Below are 17,110 nucleotides of genomic sequence, written 5' to 3'. Positions count from 1 at the left end.
TCGAAAGAAAATGAATGTAATAACTTATAAACCCGGAGGTTGTTTATGACTGTTCTGCTTTACCTCGCAGCTGCGCTGTTAATTTTGGTTTCACTGGCTCACTCCTACCTTGGTGAGCGCTTTATCCTCATTCGGCTGTTTAAGCGCGATAACCTGCCACAGCTGTTTGGCAGTAGTGACTTTACCATTCGCACGCTACGCTTTGCCTGGCACCTGACCTCCATCGCCTGGCTGGGGTTTGCCGCACTGTTGATTGCACTGGCATCACCCGGATTTACCGCAGCTACGCTTGCGCAAATCACTGCGGTGACATTCGCACTTCACAGCTTGCTGGCGCTGGTTTTATCAAGAGGTAAGCACTGGTCATGGCTATTGTTTGCAGTGGTAAGTCTGCTCACCTTAAGTGTGAAATAAACGGCCCAAATTTACAGTGCTGCTTGCTGTCATTTATCAGATATAAAAAAGCGCGTTAAGCTACCTTAACGCGCTTTGGCTTGCTTTTGCTCTCAATGATTTAGTTCAATTCGCCAGCTTTACACTCTCTCCATTCGCTCAGAATGCCGTCGCTGGCTGCACGCCAGGTTTCATATACGTACGTAATTTCGGGTATTTCTTTAATATTGAAAGAGAAGTGGAACCCTTCCGCTCTGTCTTCAGTACGAACACAAGGAACCGCAGGTATGATGGTACGAAAGTCCAGTTCACCCCCTTTTGGAATTACTGTGCCTTCTCTCAGTCCCTCAAAGTAAGGAGTCAAACTGGCAAGACCACCATTGATGTGACTGACCTTGACGTTTTCAATCGTGTAATCGCTGTCAACTGCAGTCAAAGACCACTGTACAGCGCCTTCTGTCAAGTGAGGTTTGGAGCTGGCGTAAAAGTCACTCGCGTAAGGCGGTTTATACTCATACGGTAGCGGGTACCATAAGCTTTCATTGTCTTCGTTCAGACTGCGCAAACGAACACCTTTGGCATCTTCCATCGCATCGACATTCACGACAAAGTCATAGTCTTCAGCATCATCTATCAGGTCAGTAGCAGAATATCGAAATACATAAGTACCTGGTTTAGTGAAGACTTGACCACGACTGTCAGGACAATCAGCTTCGTCCGGATAGCTGGTAAACTTACCACCAGAAGCAGGCGTGCTGATCAGTTCTTCATGGGTATACACTTCGTCACCGTCGGCATCAACCACAACCGGACGATGCAGCAAAGACATACATGGTAAGATCTGATAATAATCTTCACCAGCACTTAACCGGCTCCAGCTGCGCGCCCATACCACAGTTCTGATCTCTGGCACTGAATTCGATACTTTCGCAAAACCACTGTCCTGTGCATACGATTTAGCTCGCAGACCTCGGTCATCTTCAACAATTAAGCGGGCAGTATAGGACCCTGGCACATCGGTCTTCACCTTAGCACGTCGATACTCCTGCGATTCAGGTTCAATCACAGGTTCAATGACCGCATTGCTGCCATCTGGTTTATCAATCAACTCCCAGTGAAAAGTCATCGGATCGTCATTTGGGTCTTTGCTGGAAGCATCGAAGACCAAATCGTTACCAACAATCACAGACTTTGCCTGAGCGTCAACACTACGTGTAGAAGGTTGGCCATTCACATTGCCAATCCTGGCCACCATTTTGGCTTCCTGTGTCACCTCATTAACACCATCAGATACTGTCATACGGACGATGTAATCGCCCACCACATCGAGCTTTTGGATCTTTTTACCCAGCGGCTTCCAAGACCCGATATCGACCAGTTCTGCAGTGCTTCCCTGAGGTTTTGTGATCAGCTGAGCATCCACAATTTGCATGTCATCATTTTCAGGGTCGTAACCGACAAAGTTAAACTCAGCTCTCAGACCCAGCTCTTGTTCACCTATGCTGTACGATGGGAAGTAACCCGTCGCCTGTACCTCACCCACAGGAGCGGCATTGGTTTGTGCATTAGGGTTCGCTTCAACCGTTACTTTCACTTCAGTGAGCTCACTCTTGCGGTCACCATCAAACACAAACAAGGTCATGGTGTATTCCCCCGCAGCAAGCGGTGTAAAGCTCACAACACTGGTTTTATCACCTGTCAGTTCAGGTACAGGGGCGTTGCTCGGTTCAACCGCCCTTGATGGCCATTGCCAACGATATTGTAACGCCTTACCTTCCGGGTCGTAGCTTTCATGTGCGTCCAGCACCACGGTCTGACCCAGCGTGACAGTCACATCTTCTACCTTAGCCACAGGTGCCACATTTGCGGCTTCAACGCTTACAACTATGTCAACCGGCTCACTTTTGTTGTCACCCAGGCTAACCACCAGCTGCATTTTATAGTCACCGATAACATCCAGCTCAATTGACGCCACATCGTTATTTGCTTTGTTTAGCTGACCCGCGCTATCTGCCGGCTTTTCGAGTAGTTTCCAGGTATAGGTTAGCTCACCTGCTGAACCTGTTGGCAAGATACTGTTACTGGCATCCAGGTCCAACGAATAAGTGCCCAGAGGAACCCGGTAGTGCGTTTTTGGCACGACCGCAACCGGCTTTTTACTGGTTGCCTTAAACTGTATTCGGGTCACTTCACTGCTAACCTCACCATCGCTGACTACCAGCGTAATCACATAATCACCCGGCAGATCCGCTTCAAACTCAGTATTCACGCCGTCTTTGCTGCTTAAAGTCGCCTTACTAAAGGCCGGTAACGTGGTAATTTTCCAGTCATAGGTTAAGGTACTATTTTCAGCACCAGAGCTCTGTGCGCCGCTTAATTGTACTTTGACGCTGCCGTCCTCAACAGAGAAGGTGTTATCAAGCGTCGATGCTGTCGTGATCGCTGCAACCGGCTTAACCAGGTTTGCACCTGAACCAGCATTGCCGGAAGTCTGCGTTGACGGCGTTGTTGTTTGCGTGTCATCAGAGCTGCCACCACAGGCAGTCAAGGTAACAGATACCCCTAATGCAGCCAGTATACTGAGTGCGCGATTCATATGTGTCTCCATTGTCAGGATAAAAGAGGTTAAAACTCGAGGGTTAAGCTGAGTTTTGCAGTTCTGCCAGGAGCTGGTACTAAGCCGAGACTCAAAGCATCGAGGTAATAACGATCCGTGATGTTGTCTATGGTCAGGTCCACTGCGACCATGTCGTTAAACTTGTAGCGAGAATAAAAATCAATCAGGCGATAGCTGTGCCACAGCACGGGCTGATTAAAGCCAGTTGGTGCGTTATATCTAGGAATTGAGTTTCGTTTACCCATTAAAGTACCACGCACTCCCACCTCCAGTTTTTTCTCCATCAGTCTCAGACCTAGGTGCATGCTGGCGTGCCAATTTGGCGGGATCATGTTGTTGATATAGCTTTGTGGCAGACCCCAATCGTTACAGTAGTAGCGCACGTAACTACCGACATTACACACTTCAATTTTGCTGTAGCGGGTTCCGTTCAATTCAACCAGCCAGGCGCTGGCATCGTAACTGAGGTTCATCTCCATGCCGTTGAGCGTCAGGCTGTCAATATTGCGCAAGCGGAAAAAGTCTAACCCTCCCTGAGTTTGCTCCCAGGCGTTTGGCTGGGTTCTCGTCAGGTAGTCGTCGACATGGTTATTAAACACAGCCAGCTTAGCGCCAATCTGATGCCCCCATTTGAATGCTTGCTCATTGAAATAGTTAATCCCGAGCTCGCGGTTCAGTGCACGTTCTGGCTTAACAGGAATATCCAGAGTCGGACTCACAGACCACCCGGAGGTATTCTCAAATAAGCTTGGCATGCGCAGCGCTTTGGCATGACGCACATAAAGCTGGGTATGTTCAGCAACCCCCCAGGTAACGGTGAACATGGGCGCACCGCCTGAATGCTCGTTACGATAAAACACAGCCATACACCCATCGCTGCCATCACTCTCACAGGCAGGATCGTTGGTGCTCAATGGTAAAGGATTGTTATCTTTTGACTTAAAACGGGTATAACGCAGGCCAGCTTCAAAAGTCCAAGCCTGCCAGGGCTGCCAGATCACGTTGGTGAATGCGCTGTATTCATCCCGCCAGCCACTTCTTGAGCCTGCATAAAATCCGCTGTCTGCTGGTGTGTCTGTATCCATATCTTCCCATTGCCCGGCAAGGCCGTAGGACCACTTCAACTCACCTTTTGGATAAAAACGCATGGTATTAGAGACGTCCGCTCCCCAACGTTGATAGGCATCAGTGCGCGCCGTGTTTGATTCGAGCTCAATCGACCCCACGCCCGGCGTATTCAGATCCGTTACCGTATCTGTGTGCCACAGGTTTGCCTCCAGATCGATGCCATCCAGCTCCACTGGCTGCCAGCCATACGAGATGGTATAGGTCTGATTCAGAACTTCACTATCCAGCCACTGACGAGCCTGGCCGAATGAGCGTATCTGAGAAGGCATCATTTCACCGTACTGACTGTCGTAGCGAATGTAACTCAGTTCAAGGCTTTGGTCGTGTGGCAAGGCCAGAGTCGTACTAAGCAACCATGAAGTACTGGCAAAATTAGTATTGGGAATGCGCTCACCCGCTCGAAAACGTGATGCACCTTCCATTGCTACTTCGGTTTCGGTGTACCAGGCCAGCTTTTGAGGCTCGCTGTAGTGCAGTCTGGGTGACGGCCCGTTTGTACCTGCGTAGTAATTACCCTGTTTGCGATGTGCATAAGCCATCAGCACATCGCCCCAATCAAAACGCTGTGCGCCAGCCAGGCTCATGGCATAACTCGAAAAGTCAAACAGAGATGGACGATCCATACCTGCTTGCGGCGCAAAGTGCTCGGGCATCAGGTAGCGCTCTTCACAATACTCAGGAAAGCGGCAATCAGACCGATAAGCATTGCGTGGCAGATAGTAACCGGCATAAGTGCCTGGCTCCGGGGCTTCGGTGCTGTTACCTACACCACTCAGGCGCACCCGATAACCACTTAACTTTCCCTCAGCTACAATGTCCTCTGCTCTGAGAGTTTTAACGTTTACAACACCACCTGTAGCCCCGGTGCCTGACGCACTCATAGTCGGGCCTTTGTTGATCTGCATGTTACCAATCAGATCTGGGTCAATATAGCTGCGACTTGAAACGCCTGAATATCCTCGATATACAGTTGTTTCCTGACGGCTACCATCGATCACAACCGGCACCCGACCTTGCCCTTGCATACCGCGAATATTGATATCCAGGCCACCCGAGTTACGGTTTTCACTAACTAAAACACCGGATACCCCCTGAAAAATATCCCCGACACTGGTGCCGCGAAAACGCTCAATGTTTTCTTTGGTCACCACATTGACAGATGCTGAGCTTTGAAAAGTTTTGGCTTTAGCACTGTCACTGTGTGTTTCGACCTGGATGGTATCAAGAGTCACAACGCCCTCGGTGGATTTGGGCTGGATTATCCAGGCCCCCATACCAACAGGGATGGCCTGTAAATTAGTATTGCTCAGCAAAGTCAGTAACATGGTCTGGCTATCAAACTGACCTGAAATCGCTGGTACAGTAATCCCTGCAACCAGCTGCTCTTCAAATGATAAGGTCACCCTGGCCTGGCGCGAATATATGTTCAGCACATCACCCAGCTTACCGGCGGGCAGACGAAACTCGACCGTTTGTGGCAATAGATTGGTTTCGTTTGCAAAAGCGGGCAGGCAAGCGCAGCTCAGGGCCGCGACCAACATAGTTGGAATAAAAGGTAAGGACGTGCGGTTGTGCATTAAACTAGGTTCCGTAATTTGTTTTTCATATACTGAGCCGAGCAGCGGCCGCAAACCCGTAAAAGAAAATGAAATTTATTCTCATTTTCTTAATTGAGTCTGAAATCAACTGAGGAAAGGGGCTCTAAACACTTGCTGTTAAAGAAAGCTGAACCCAGAAACGGGTACGGTATTGAAGCTCTGCGCCTAAGGTGCGAGCGAGTGTTTTCAGGATAAGATCATGGTCATTCAACTGAAAAACCCCGGATACCGGGTGATTTGCCAGTCTTGGATCACTACGCAATATCCCTGTACGGTAACGACCCAGCTCGCTAAGTAATTGCTGTAAAGGGATGTCTCGGACTGATAAAAAGCCGTTGACCCAGGCGCTGTAATCAAACATCTCTGCGACAAGCTGTTCAGAGTCATACTGGCTAAACAGCACAACTTCACCGGCTTTAACGCGCCGTGCATACCCACTGTGGGCTGCAATCCATACCTCTCCCTCATCGACCTGAATGACAGCAGCATCAGAGCCCTCACGCAGATTGAATTGCGCCCTCACTGTGCTCAACACACCATGACTTGAATGTACCTCGAACGGTCGCTTATCTTTTGCTGCGCTAACATGGACTTCTCCGCGCGGTACTTCGACACGACGACTATCGTGGCGGTATTCAATGCTGACACTACTGTGCTGATTGAGCCATAGCTGGCTGTTGTCGGTCAGCGCCACATGTGCTTTTTCTCCACGGGTAGAGTGATCTGTGTAAATTGGATCGAGTAAGCCTTGCTCATAGCTTAACCAGCTGGCACTAGCCAGCGCCAAGGCAGAGCCGCCCAGCGTTTTTATGGCTTGCCTGCGCCCTCTTAGCTTTACTTCACTATCGGTATTAAGAATGGTTTGTTTAACCAGCTCGGTAGACGAACCAGCCACTTTGCTAAACGTGGCATCAAGCATACAGAGCCTTTGCCATGCCTGCTCGTGTTCTGGTTCAGCTTGTCGCCACTGCTCACATGCGTGCAGTACATCATCGTCCTGAGCACGTGATTCCAAGCGCACTCGCCAGGCAATTGCCTCACGGACCACTTGTTCAGAAATGGTTAAAGATGTTTGTGATGATTCAAGCATAACGCCTACTCAGTCCAGGCCATACATGTTGACATAGCAAGCCATCATTGCCTTAGCCACATACTTTTCAGCTGAAGACAAGCTCACTTCCAGTTGAGCTGCCACTTCTTTATACGCCATGCCTTCCAGACGGACCATCAAAAAAGCCAGCTTTTCTTTTGGCTTGAGACCATTCAATAATCGGTCTACCTGCTCTAGTAACTCCAGTGTTTCCCACTTCTGTTCGGCTGAGGGCGTTTGCGCCTCAGGCATGCTTGCCAGCATGGTCAGATAGTTTTTTTCCAGGATCTCACGGCGCACTTTGTCGATCACCAGATTATCGGCAATTTTTGCAAGCCAGGCCTTAGTACTTTTTATGTTTTCCAGTTTCTCTGGACGACCCAGTAATTTTACAAAGGTATCCTGCGCGACATCCTGGGCATCCCCCAGTTTTGGGTACGGCGCGAAACCCACTTTACCAGCCACGCATAATGCGCCTGGTATAAGCTATCAAGACTGTTTGAGGTGTTACTGGACAAAGCGTTTTCTCTCGGTCTATGTTCTGGAAAGCGCAAAAGTGTAAATGATATTCAATCTCATTTAAAGGGTAAATTTTGATAAATTATTCTGATATTTTTTTTCGTTTTTATTTTACGGGTTTGCCGTTTTTAACCGTCTACCATAAGTAGAAACGATAAATTTATCGCCAGCTATGGAACAGCACTTTTCATATAAAAGATTTAATATTTTGATTTTATTAACCAATATTCTAGTTATTCAGCAATAATCAGGAGCTGTCCATGTCTCTTCGCCCGCTACAAGGTTTTATGTTCATCCTTTTTACCTGTGCGTTTTTACCAGGTTTTGCGCTGGCAAATAGTACAAACAGCGCCTTTTCCGGCCATGATTTATCCCCCTGGGGCATGTATATGGCGGCCGACATTATTGTTAAAAGTGTAATGATATTACTGATACTAGCGTCAATAGCGACTTGGGGGATTTGGCTGCTCAAAACGCTGCAACTTAACAAAGCCAAAAGCCATGCGAGTAAGTTATTGACCAAACTAGTCGACAGTCAGAGCTTCAAATCAGCAGATAAAGCCACAGGGCACATAGAACACGAAGTCATGTTACTGATGGCGGCTACCAAACACGAGCTGGAGCTGTCTGGTGAAGGAGTGGTGTCAGACCATGGCCTCAAAGAACGGATCATGGCACGACTCGAACGCGTACAGACAACGCTTTCTAGTAATATGAATCAGGGGACGGGTGTACTGGCAACGGTGGGTTCTGTTGCACCTTTCGTCGGGTTATTTGGCACGGTTTGGGGGATCATGAACAGCTTTATCGGTATCGCAGAAACTCAAACAACCAGCCTGGCAGTTGTCGCTCCTGGCATTGCTGAGGCTCTGCTGGCCACGGCAATTGGACTGGTTGCTGCTATCCCGGCAGTGGTGATTTACAATCACTTTTCGCGCGCCATTGCCCATTATGGTGCTCAAACCGCCGATATTGTTACCGCAGTGATGGTGCTCATCAGCCGGGATCTGGACAGAACACACCCAGAAGCCAGAATGATGTCTGACACGCTTAATATAAACACGCAGGATCAGCAGACTACCCTCAAGGCAGCAAGCTGATGGCTTTTTCGAGCACAAATAAAAACCCGGCAGTGCCCGGTGAACAGCACGAAATCAATGTAACACCGTTTATTGACGTGATGCTGGTACTGCTGATCATCTTTATGGTCGCGGCACCATTAGCAACGGTCAATGTGCCTGTTAACCTACCCGCTGTTAATGGCGAGCCAACACCACAGGAAGACAAACCGATATATCTTACGCTCCAAAAAGACTTGTCCCTGACGCTGGGTGAAGAGACCCCAGTTCCCCGCCAATCTTTGGCCGAAACGCTGCAGAACCAGGGCGTTGATATCAGTAAGGGAATTTTATTGCGTGCTGATACCGCTGTTCCTTATGGCGACTTTATCGCACTGATGAATCAACTGGCAGAGGCTGGTTACAGCAAAATCGCCCTGGTGGGTGAAGAGCAGGTAGAGCAAAACCTATGAGTCTGCTCGCAGGTCCCTGTCATATCCAGCATGTTCAACAACGCAGAAAGTGGGTGTATGCCATTGTAGCTGCATTGATATTGCATCTGTTTATTGCATTGGCGCTATTGTGGCACCCGCCCAGTAAACTTACCCCGCCTCCTGCTGCAAGCCCAACCACCTTTGAGATCAGCATAGTGTCGGCATCAACTCAAGTGCAAAACCAAGACGTGCAGGGCCCTCAACAGGAAAAGTCCAAAGCTGCCCAGCCGAAACACACAGAGCCCCAACCGAGAGTTCAACCCCAGCAGGAGACACAGGTCAAACCCATAGAGTCAGTTGAGTCTCCAGTCAAAGTGGCAAAGCAGCAGGAAAAACCAAAAGAGCAGAAGCAGCCAGATATCAAACAAGCACCAAAGCCGCCAAAAAAAGAACGGTTGCAAGCTAAAAAGGAACCAGAACCAATAAAACCGGAGACTCAGCGCGATACTCAATTCAGCCAGAACAGCACTAAAAGCAGTCCGGTCAGCGCACAAGCCCAGGCCAGCCAGAACACGTCGACTAAACAGCAAGGTGCGCAAAACAATAGCCATATACAGGCCGAAATGCAGTGGCGGGGCCAAGTACAGGCCCACCTGGAGCGCAAGAAACGTTACCCTCGCAGTGCCAAAATTCGCGCTCAGCAGGGTGCGCCCTGGGTCAAATTCAGTATCGACAGACAAGGGAATGTACTCAGTGTCAGCCTATATCGTGCCAGTGGCATCGCCGCCCTGGATGATGAAGCTGTCGCGTTGGTCAACAGAGCTGCACCTTTGCCAGTACCGCCGGGCAGTGTTGAGGGCAATCCTATCACAATGGCCGTTCCCATCGCCTTTTTCATTAAGAGGTAACAAACCGTTTTACCCGAGCATCGTAATGCCTCAGATAGCCCTTGATACTCTTTTTACACTGCGTATTGAGGGTTTTGCGAACTCATTCGTTCTCTATAGTAAGACCCCTTTTTGTTGAGTGATGAAATGAGTAACTTAAGAGCAGAAAATTACCCCGAATGAGCAAGCTGAGAGCATCCACGTCTGCTGTGCATGATCAGCTTGATAAAAAGATCATGGACCGGTCTCCGTTTGCCAGCAAAGAACATTATGGCCTGTTCTTACGCTATCAATATCATCTGATGAACTATGTAGCGTCTTTATATCAGGGTGACCAGCTCGCTTCGATGATTAACAATTTGAAATCACGAGACCGTACCGAGCACTTGCTTGCCGACTTTAAGGATTTGGATATGATCCAGCCTAATCAAGCAATGAGTAATGCTCAGTTCAGCGCTTCCTTGCATGAAAGCCTGGGCTGGCTCTATGTTGTTGAAGGTTCAAAGTTGGGTGCCGCAGTATTGGCTAAAGAGGCTGAAAAGCTGGGCTTGAATAGTGAATTTGGCGCGCGCTTTCTGGCCGGTTCCGGTGCAGGCAGAGGGTCACACTGGCGTCAATTTATGCAAGATATTGAGGCGCTGACCCTGGATGAGCAGCAAGAACAAGAGATGCTGAACGGCGCTCAGGCAGCCTTTAAATTTGCTAACCAGCTCGTAGAGTTGAGCTATAACCAAGCACCAAACCTGACAGCCGATGTTGCTTAAACTAAAACAAACTGCCGCTAAGTACAGCTATATGCTCGGTGGCTATGTGGCACTGTTACTGGCGTTTATCGGCGCCATTTTACCTGTCATGCCAACCACAGTGTTCCTGATAATCGCACTGTGGTGCTTCACCCGCTCATCAGATTCTTTAGAAGCCTGGCTACTTAATCACCCTAAATTTGGTTGTATTTTGCGTGACTGGCGCACATGTCAGGTAATACCCAAAAAGGCTAAATATTTCGCCACGTTCAGCATGATTGGCAGCTTGGTTTTGACGGGATACCTGTATAACTTCAGCTGGCTACAGGCGGGCTTATTTATGGTGTTTGCTTTTATATGCAATTACTTGTTTTCCAAACCCAGTTCCGTGACAGAGATGGTGCATACCAGGAGACACAAATACATTAACCTTGCACTGACCATCATCTCGGTTTGTCTCCTTACTCTGTGGCAAGGATATTTCGTGCAGCCGTAAATCCAGAACTGCACCACAATATCTCTTTTACAGCTAAAAATAGTGCCAAACCCAAGTGCCGTGGTGCACCTAATACGGTGTGCCCCCTGTTACATTTGCCCGACCCCACTCACAACCAAATATAATACTATTTCACTACCAAACAAAAGAAATAAACAATTACTACAAGTACGTTTGTAAGCAAATCTTCATTCACTATGAGCAAATTCTGTATCATTTTGACTTAAAATAATATTCACTATAATTTGTTGCTTACACGCAATGCCAATTTAAGTACAATTAGCGGGCATTTAATTGTAAAGAAAAACAAAATAAAAGGACGCTTAACTGTGCATTCACCGGTAAAGGAATCCACCCCTTTGTCTGAGCAATCGCGCTTGCTGTCAAGCAATCAGGCTTTTCTTACAGACCGATTGCCCGAAGCATTATGTCTGCAAGTAAACTCATTCGCTCCGGCTGATATTCAGCAGCTTACCCACGACTTTTACGGCGCAGATGCACAGACAGGCTGTCGCGCTCAGGTTGGCGTATTTTTACAACATCCTCAGCATCTGAGTGTACATTTCCAGAGCGACCCAAAGTCGGCCAATGCACACCAGCAAGCCATAAACCAGCTCAATGAACATGCGACTAAACTAAGATGGCGACCAAACTCCAAACCACAGCGCGGCACATTAATTATATTAGGAAGTGGCGCGGGCTATCACATTAGTGAGCTGCTTCAGCGTATCAATTACAGCGATGTAATAGTGATTGAGCCACATGCTGAGCAATGGGCGATGACCTGTATGCACAGTGACCTGCAAACATTAGAGCGCCTTTGTAAGCTACGTCACGGCACCTTGTCAGTGCTAAGTTGCAACGAATTTACGCACTTCGAACAAGCCTTCAAACAACTTATAAAACAACATGGTACACAACTGGTTGCTGATATCAGCGTATTCAGGCATTACACACATCCCTTGTTTGACCAAATTCTGGCTGAGTTTAAAGCCTGGCGTAACAGTGCGCTAAGCATGTGGGGCTTTGTTGAAGACGAACTGATGGGGCTCAGGCACACCCAGAATAATAGCCAAAAGCACCGTATCGCAAGCCACAGTGAGGCGCTGTCAGATGTCGCAAAAGTGCCCGTGGTTGTGATTGGTAATGGCCCTTCATTGGACCGAGACATTGCTTACTTAAAGTCGATGCGTAATCGGGTACTGGTTGCATCGTGCGGTACGGCCTTAAACGCGCTGCTGCACAACGATATCGTGCCCGATCTACAAATCGAGATGGAACGCACCGCGGCGACCTATTACCTAAAAAAGGAGCAATTGACAGACCCCAGGCTAAAAGACGTTGTGTTGATAGGGCTCAATACACTCTACCCACCCTTTGTTGAACAGTTTAAATACCGTATCTTGTTTGCAAAAGGCCATGACCTCGGTGCCCACGCACTGACCAGTCAGGAGCCCGGGTTAACCCCGCTCTTTCACTGTAATCCCACAGTGACTAATATGGCTACGGCTGCGTTATGTCGGCTTGGATTTCAGCACCTTATTTTACTTGGCTGTGATTATGGTTACGAAACAGCTCAGCAGCATCATAGTCAGCACTCGGGGTATTTTAACCCGGATAGCGCACTTTCTCAGGCCAGCTTTGCAGCAGAATTCAGTGTACGGGGCAACTTCTGTGACAGCGTTTACACAACACGGATTTATAATGAATCCAGGCTGGCGCAGGAAGCACTTATTCGCTCTCAGCCTCACCTGCGCGTCGACAATGCCAGCCATGGTGCGCTCATTGAGGGGGCCCGAACTATTCGGCTTGCCGATATCCGCCTCGCGGATCAGGCACTTGACGCTGTGCGCACAAACATCAAGACTTACGCCGCAGATCACACCCCCAGCGGCATTGATATCGCTTCATTATTACACCCTGGCATTGAAATCACACAGCAATTGCGCAAAGCGCTGCTCCGTGCCAGTTCAGTTCGGGAGGTGCAAAATACCCTGGTGAACACATTGAGATACCTGACCCACAAGCCCGAGCTAATGCTGAGCCACATTATCCTCAGCGGGTCCATCAAATACCTCAATAGTCAGATAGCAAGCCATATCAACCATCTGCCACCAACAACACATCAGGATTACTTCACTGAGCTGAAACCCTGTTTAGATACATTCTGTGCGTCTGTTTTAAAAAAATTGTCCCTTTGGCAATAACCTCCAAAAATCATAAGGATAGAAAATGAAATTTAATATTATGACTGTGCTGCCAGTTGCACTTGCAGCAACCACTGCAGGTAAATCCATCGCCAATACCGTAGATGCCATCATTGATGGTCAGCAAGCCCCTTATCACGAAACGGGTTTTGAACAGCAAGCGTTTGATGACACTCTGATGGCCAGCGATTCATTTGCAGCGAATGACTCTTTTGGTGCAAACGATTCATTTGGTGCGAATGATTCTTTCGGTGCAAACGACTCATTCGGCGGAAGCGACTCATTTGGTGCGGGTGATTCTTCTGGTTCAGGCACTCGCCCTGATGACTTTACGCCATTCCCTACTAACGACACAAACCCGATGAGTGGTGATTTTATCCACCTGGGTGTGCTTTACATGGAAATCAAACGTGACCCATTGGGCGACTTCGAGGAGTACCTGCGAGTTTGTGTGAAATCAAGCAGACACATGATAATCGGTGCTAACTCCGCGTTCGACGCTAACCAGTATTCGCGCAGATACATTATGAAAGGCCACTATGGCAAAGACGCACAGGGTGAAAAGTTCCAGGCGTTAAAACTGAACCTGAATGATTACCAGAGCAATAAACAAGAACGTATCAGACTGTTGAAAACAGATGCCAGTGCAGGCGAGTATGAGTTCTACGGTACTACTTCACTCAGAAAACAATATCAGGGTGAGATCCGTGCCTACTATAAAGGAGATAGCGCATACTTTAGTGAGTACTGTGCAGACTCCTTAGGTTACGACTACTAAACAACCCTGAGGCATTTTTCTGAGCCCGGGCGTTTCTGCCCGGGCTTGTTGTTAAGCTCTTTTGCCACACTCTCTTACAGCGCTTTCATCACCGTCAATCTATTCAACACCCAAAATATGATATAATATAACAACTCATTTTATACACTAAGCTGCTCGTTCGCTGGCTCTGTGTAAACAAACGCGTCAATCATCAAGGTGAGGAAACCATGAGAAATCTGTCTGAAAGGCTGGACAAATATGCCATAGGCTTGTCTGCAATGTGCGTCATTCATTGCTTATTCGTCCCCCTGCTGGTTGCCCTGCTTCCGGCGTTTGGCGCGACCTTTTTTTCAGATGAAGCATTTCATCGCTGGTTACTTGTCGGTGTGCTGGTGACCAGTAGTAGCGCGTTATTTTTAGGGTGTAAAAAACACAATCAATGGCGTATTTTAGGTTACGGCAGCGCAGGCGTAGGCGTGTTATTCTTCGCCGCGTTTTTTGCTCATGACTTAATGGCGGAAGAAGGGGAAAAATTGCTGACTATTATGGGCAGCGTGTTGCTGGTGATCAGCCATTATAAAAACTTCAACTTGTGTCAGACCGGGCGTTGTCATTAACCGATAACCGCGCCCAAGTAGCGCGGTAAAACGATAAAAGCTCAGTCAGATTATCGTCGAAACGTCCCCGTTTCAGCGTAAGAAATTTAACCTGCCAGACTGGTATCGATCCGTAACGGTAAAATACAGTAGCCTTGCTTGATGATCTGTGCCTGCACTTCGGGGGTTGCTATTTCACTGTGGCAAAACTGGCATCTCCCCTGTTTAATTGCCTCTTTCTCGATACCCAAAGAGGACAAATAGGCATTGGCATATCGCTCAACATGGGGCACATTTTGGTCATTGACCAGTACATCAAAGTGCAAGTATTCGCCGCTTTGGGTATGGACATGAGTATCATAAACATGAATATTCATCGCGCACTCCTACTGGCTTCTGCCAGGCAAACTTAAATCGCCTGAAGCTACATCAAATACTTTACTCACACACAATAATGGCGCGTGAACCTGTTGGTTGACCCGCAGCCCGGCTGTTACACCATCGAATGAAAAGTTGCTGGCAAAGCCAATCGACGCAAGCGGCACCCGAACCAGTACTTCGCTTTGCTGGATAGAAAAATCAAATCCGGGACTATCAATAAAGATAGGTAAATTAGGCCAGGTTGCTGGTAACTTAGGCGTGCTACCGGGTGCTATGTCCTTTACTTTCAATGCCCCAGTACCACATGCTTTATCTTCTACCAGCACCACCCAGTGGCTATGCCAGTTGTCACCATCATTGGTTTTATTGCCATCACCGTCTTCATCGTACAAAGGTGTATCGTCGAAATCAGGATGGATCGTTAGCGCCAGTGCCAAAATGCCCTGATCGGCTTCAAAGCCCACCGCGGCACTATTCAGTGATGTTGGCCAGACATAACTATACACTTGAGCACCTGCCAGAGCCCCTTGCTTTTGCGGTTTCACCTTACCAGCTTCACCGTTCACCACTTGCTGAAAAACCAGGTGTGCTCCGTCGGTCACCACCTTGGCATGCACAATATCGAAGCTGGCTAAGGTTGTATCCGTAACAGATGCAACAATGTGTCCCTGGTGCTGCTGATGAGCCGCAGCGCTTTGCATTAACCCACATGCCAGTAAAGCACTCACTAGGTGTGATGATGTCTTCATAACGTTTCTCCTTTGAAACATAGTTTTGACTCGAAACTATATTCATTAAATCACCACCACTTTCACCTTGTCAAATAAGTTTTGACTCGATACTATTAGATTATGAACGAAGAACTCTATAACTTAATCGAGCGGCTGGCTAATTTGCTGCGCCATGAGACCCGTCAAACAGGCTTGGCGATGGGGTTGCAGCCAGTACAACAGGAAGCCCTGTACTACCTGTCTATTTGTAATCGTTACTCAGATACTTTGCTGGCGGTCACTGACTACCTGGGCTTGACCAAAGGTACTGTGTCACAGACACTAAAAGTACTTGAAACCAAAGGGTTGATAGAGAAAGTCAAAGATTCTGAGGACAAGCGTATAACCCATCTGAAAGTCACTGAGGCTGGGCGAACATTTTTAACCCAAACCTGTCCGCCGCAACAGTTTTCAGAGGTGGCCTGCAAACTGTCTGCGCAAGCACAAGGCACCTTGCAAGAAGCACTCACAGAAATGCTTCACCAGTACCAACAGCGCAGTGGGCGCAATGGTTTCGGAGTGTGTCGTCAGTGTAAATACAATCAGTCTTCACAAGGCAGGTTTGTCTGTGGGCTCACGAAGGAGTCACTGTCTGTGCAGGATACCAAGCAGATATGCAGAGAATTTACTCAGTGATCCCGTGCTAAGCCGAGCTGATCCGGCGTACTCAGGTTCAGCACACCGAAAAATACACAGCCCGCTTAATCAGTCAATAAAGTCCAGCGTGAGCAACAGGCGCGTTTCACCCGCAGCGGGCGACGGAGAACGATGTACCAGAGCTCCCTCTTCATTACCGAGCCAGCCTGATCCTTTCAACAGGGCAACATCGCCGGTGTTGAGTTGTTGAATATCCGACTGACAAGTGTAAATTCCGGACTCATGGTCCTGTTTGCCTTTACTGCCCAAACCCAGTTTGCTGCGATCCACCTTATTGTGTGGTAACCACTGAGAGGCAACACCACCCAATGTACTCACCAGCCGACAAGGAATATGATCAACATGGAACTTAGGACACATGGCTTTATTGAGTACCGTGAGCCTGAGTCCGGCACGTTTGAGTTCAAACAAGGTGCAAAACATATCCACCAGCATTGCCAGATGTTCACTCAGCGCTGGCTTATCAACAAGCAGAGCAGACGCCGCGTGTAACCCGTCTATTGTCTGCTCAGGTGTCGCCGCAATCGACAGCTGCAACTCGCTAGTAGCATTCAGTAAATCCGTCACTTCTGAATTAAGCGCCTGAGTCAGTGCACATTGCCAGACGCTCAGGTTAATTTCTTCGCGATAAATATCCGTCAGAATACTTGGCTCAGAGGATATCGCGGCATACCGATTGGCTGGGATTTCTGGATTTTCACTGGTGGCTAAAGCACGGGTCATCATGTTCTCCTACATCTGTATCTGGTTGTACGGCTTTCAGGATAAAAGTTACA

General features: G+C 48.2%; 17 protein-coding genes. 10 read left to right on the top strand and 7 right to left on the bottom strand.

The annotated features are described in order from the left end of the window. The first annotated feature begins 45 nt into the window (after positions 1 to 45). The gene (locus ELR70_RS07940; protein ID WP_054014467.1) at positions 46 to 414 is read left to right on the top strand and encodes a hypothetical protein; all 369 of its coding nucleotides are present in this window, start codon (positions 46 to 48) and stop codon (positions 412 to 414) included. A 100-nt stretch (positions 415 to 514) separates the two neighbouring features. Here ELR70_RS07940 and ELR70_RS07935 read toward each other — a convergent pair whose 3' ends face one another. The 4 genes from ELR70_RS07935 to ELR70_RS07920 all read right to left on the bottom strand — a co-directional run bounded on the left by ELR70_RS07935 (position 515) and on the right by ELR70_RS07920 (position 7,291). Next, positions 515 to 2,989: an REJ domain-containing protein gene (locus ELR70_RS07935; RefSeq protein ID WP_054014466.1), complete on the bottom strand. Its 2,475-nt coding sequence runs from the start codon at positions 2,987 to 2,989 to the stop codon at positions 515 to 517. A 29-nt stretch (positions 2,990 to 3,018) separates the two neighbouring features. Further along, positions 3,019 to 5,715, bottom strand: coding sequence for a TonB-dependent receptor (locus ELR70_RS07930; RefSeq protein ID WP_054014465.1), 2,697 nt, complete (start codon positions 5,713 to 5,715; stop codon positions 3,019 to 3,021). 124 nt (positions 5,716 to 5,839) lie between these two features. Further along, the gene (locus tag ELR70_RS07925; protein ID WP_054014464.1) at positions 5,840 to 6,826 is read right to left on the bottom strand and encodes a FecR domain-containing protein; all 987 of its coding nucleotides are present in this window, start codon (positions 6,824 to 6,826) and stop codon (positions 5,840 to 5,842) included. Between the two features lie 9 nt (positions 6,827 to 6,835). After that, positions 6,836 to 7,291: a sigma-70 family RNA polymerase sigma factor gene (locus ELR70_RS07920; RefSeq protein WP_164881435.1), complete on the bottom strand. Its 456-nt coding sequence runs from the start codon at positions 7,289 to 7,291 to the stop codon at positions 6,836 to 6,838. A gap of 314 nt (positions 7,292 to 7,605) precedes the next feature. Between ELR70_RS07920 and exbB the strand changes: the two genes are divergently transcribed. The 8 genes from exbB to ELR70_RS07880 all read left to right on the top strand — a co-directional run bounded on the left by exbB (position 7,606) and on the right by ELR70_RS07880 (position 14,547). After that, positions 7,606 to 8,445, top strand: a complete 840-nt coding sequence (gene exbB, locus ELR70_RS07915; protein WP_128064533.1) for a tonB-system energizer ExbB — start codon at positions 7,606 to 7,608, stop codon at positions 8,443 to 8,445. Further along, positions 8,445 to 8,876 carry a biopolymer transporter ExbD gene (locus ELR70_RS07910; RefSeq protein ID WP_054014462.1) on the top strand — a complete coding sequence of 144 codons (432 nt, stop codon included), beginning with the start codon at positions 8,445 to 8,447 and terminating at the stop codon, positions 8,874 to 8,876. Before exbB ends, ELR70_RS07910 begins: the two co-directional genes overlap by 1 nt. Continuing rightward, positions 8,873 to 9,745: a TonB family protein gene (locus tag ELR70_RS07905; protein ID WP_054014461.1), complete on the top strand. Its 873-nt coding sequence runs from the start codon at positions 8,873 to 8,875 to the stop codon at positions 9,743 to 9,745. The genes ELR70_RS07910 and ELR70_RS07905 overlap by 4 nt, the downstream gene beginning before the upstream one ends. A gap of 158 nt (positions 9,746 to 9,903) precedes the next feature. Further along, positions 9,904 to 10,488 (top strand): biliverdin-producing heme oxygenase, encoded by a 585-nt coding sequence (locus tag ELR70_RS07900; RefSeq protein ID WP_054014460.1) that lies wholly within the window; start codon positions 9,904 to 9,906, stop codon positions 10,486 to 10,488. After that, positions 10,478 to 10,963 carry a YbaN family protein gene (locus ELR70_RS07895; protein ID WP_082353133.1) on the top strand — a complete coding sequence of 162 codons (486 nt, stop codon included), beginning with the start codon at positions 10,478 to 10,480 and terminating at the stop codon, positions 10,961 to 10,963. The genes ELR70_RS07900 and ELR70_RS07895 overlap by 11 nt, the downstream gene beginning before the upstream one ends. A gap of 329 nt (positions 10,964 to 11,292) precedes the next feature. Then, complete coding sequence (locus ELR70_RS07890) at positions 11,293 to 13,170, top strand: 6-hydroxymethylpterin diphosphokinase MptE-like protein (RefSeq protein WP_128064532.1); 1,878 nt, start codon at positions 11,293 to 11,295, stop codon at positions 13,168 to 13,170. A gap of 25 nt (positions 13,171 to 13,195) precedes the next feature. After that, entirely contained in the window at positions 13,196 to 13,948 is a 753-nt protein-coding gene (locus ELR70_RS07885; RefSeq protein WP_054014458.1) for a hypothetical protein, read from the top strand. A gap of 209 nt (positions 13,949 to 14,157) precedes the next feature. Beyond that, positions 14,158 to 14,547, top strand: a complete 390-nt coding sequence (locus tag ELR70_RS07880) for a MerC domain-containing protein (RefSeq protein WP_054014457.1) — start codon at positions 14,158 to 14,160, stop codon at positions 14,545 to 14,547. 86 nt (positions 14,548 to 14,633) lie between these two features. Here the strand turns inward: ELR70_RS07880 and ELR70_RS07875 are convergent, their stop codons facing one another. Next, positions 14,634 to 14,903, bottom strand: coding sequence for a DUF2024 family protein (locus tag ELR70_RS07875; RefSeq protein WP_054014456.1), 270 nt, complete (start codon positions 14,901 to 14,903; stop codon positions 14,634 to 14,636). Between the two features lie 9 nt (positions 14,904 to 14,912). Then, entirely contained in the window at positions 14,913 to 15,656 is a 744-nt protein-coding gene (locus tag ELR70_RS07870; protein WP_054014455.1) for a hypothetical protein, read from the bottom strand. A gap of 102 nt (positions 15,657 to 15,758) precedes the next feature. On the opposite strand from ELR70_RS07870, the gene ELR70_RS07865 reads away from it, so the two are divergent. Continuing rightward, positions 15,759 to 16,313 carry a MarR family winged helix-turn-helix transcriptional regulator gene (locus ELR70_RS07865; protein WP_054014454.1) on the top strand — a complete coding sequence of 185 codons (555 nt, stop codon included), beginning with the start codon at positions 15,759 to 15,761 and terminating at the stop codon, positions 16,311 to 16,313. A 69-nt stretch (positions 16,314 to 16,382) separates the two neighbouring features. On the opposite strand, the gene ELR70_RS07860 is transcribed toward ELR70_RS07865, so the two are convergent. After that, on the bottom strand, positions 16,383 to 17,060 hold the full coding sequence (locus ELR70_RS07860) for a DUF1826 domain-containing protein (protein WP_241566362.1): 678 nt from the start codon (positions 17,058 to 17,060) through the stop codon (positions 16,383 to 16,385). Positions 17,061 to 17,110: the final 50 nt, after the last annotated feature.

This window comes from Pseudoalteromonas sp. R3, from assembly GCF_004014715.1.
GTDB lineage: Bacteria > Pseudomonadota > Gammaproteobacteria > Enterobacterales > Alteromonadaceae > Pseudoalteromonas.
This window is presented reverse-complemented; position numbering and strand designations above follow the sequence as displayed.

Coding starts and splice junctions, on each gene's coding strand:
- ELR70_RS07870 (WP_054014455.1), bottom strand. CDS start 15,656: ATGAAGACATCATCACACCTAGTGAGTGCTTTACTGGCATGTGGGTTA.
- ELR70_RS07935 (WP_054014466.1), bottom strand. CDS start 2,989: ATGAATCGCGCACTCAGTATACTGGCTGCATTAGGGGTATCTGTTACC.
- ELR70_RS07925 (WP_054014464.1), bottom strand. CDS start 6,826: ATGCTTGAATCATCACAAACATCTTTAACCATTTCTGAACAAGTGGTC.
- ELR70_RS07905 (WP_054014461.1), top strand. CDS start 8,873: ATGAGTCTGCTCGCAGGTCCCTGTCATATCCAGCATGTTCAACAACGC.
- ELR70_RS07875 (WP_054014456.1), bottom strand. CDS start 14,903: ATGAATATTCATGTTTATGATACTCATGTCCATACCCAAAGCGGCGAA.
- ELR70_RS07895 (WP_082353133.1), top strand. CDS start 10,478: ATGTTGCTTAAACTAAAACAAACTGCCGCTAAGTACAGCTATATGCTC.
- ELR70_RS07880 (WP_054014457.1), top strand. CDS start 14,158: ATGAGAAATCTGTCTGAAAGGCTGGACAAATATGCCATAGGCTTGTCT.
- ELR70_RS07860 (WP_241566362.1), bottom strand. CDS start 17,060: ATGATGACCCGTGCTTTAGCCACCAGTGAAAATCCAGAAATCCCAGCC.
- ELR70_RS07940 (WP_054014467.1), top strand. CDS start 46: ATGACTGTTCTGCTTTACCTCGCAGCTGCGCTGTTAATTTTGGTTTCA.
- ELR70_RS07885 (WP_054014458.1), top strand. CDS start 13,196: ATGAAATTTAATATTATGACTGTGCTGCCAGTTGCACTTGCAGCAACC.
- ELR70_RS07900 (WP_054014460.1), top strand. CDS start 9,904: ATGAGCAAGCTGAGAGCATCCACGTCTGCTGTGCATGATCAGCTTGAT.
- ELR70_RS07865 (WP_054014454.1), top strand. CDS start 15,759: ATGAACGAAGAACTCTATAACTTAATCGAGCGGCTGGCTAATTTGCTG.
- exbB (WP_128064533.1), top strand. CDS start 7,606: ATGTCTCTTCGCCCGCTACAAGGTTTTATGTTCATCCTTTTTACCTGT.
- ELR70_RS07910 (WP_054014462.1), top strand. CDS start 8,445: ATGGCTTTTTCGAGCACAAATAAAAACCCGGCAGTGCCCGGTGAACAG.
- ELR70_RS07930 (WP_054014465.1), bottom strand. CDS start 5,715: ATGCACAACCGCACGTCCTTACCTTTTATTCCAACTATGTTGGTCGCG.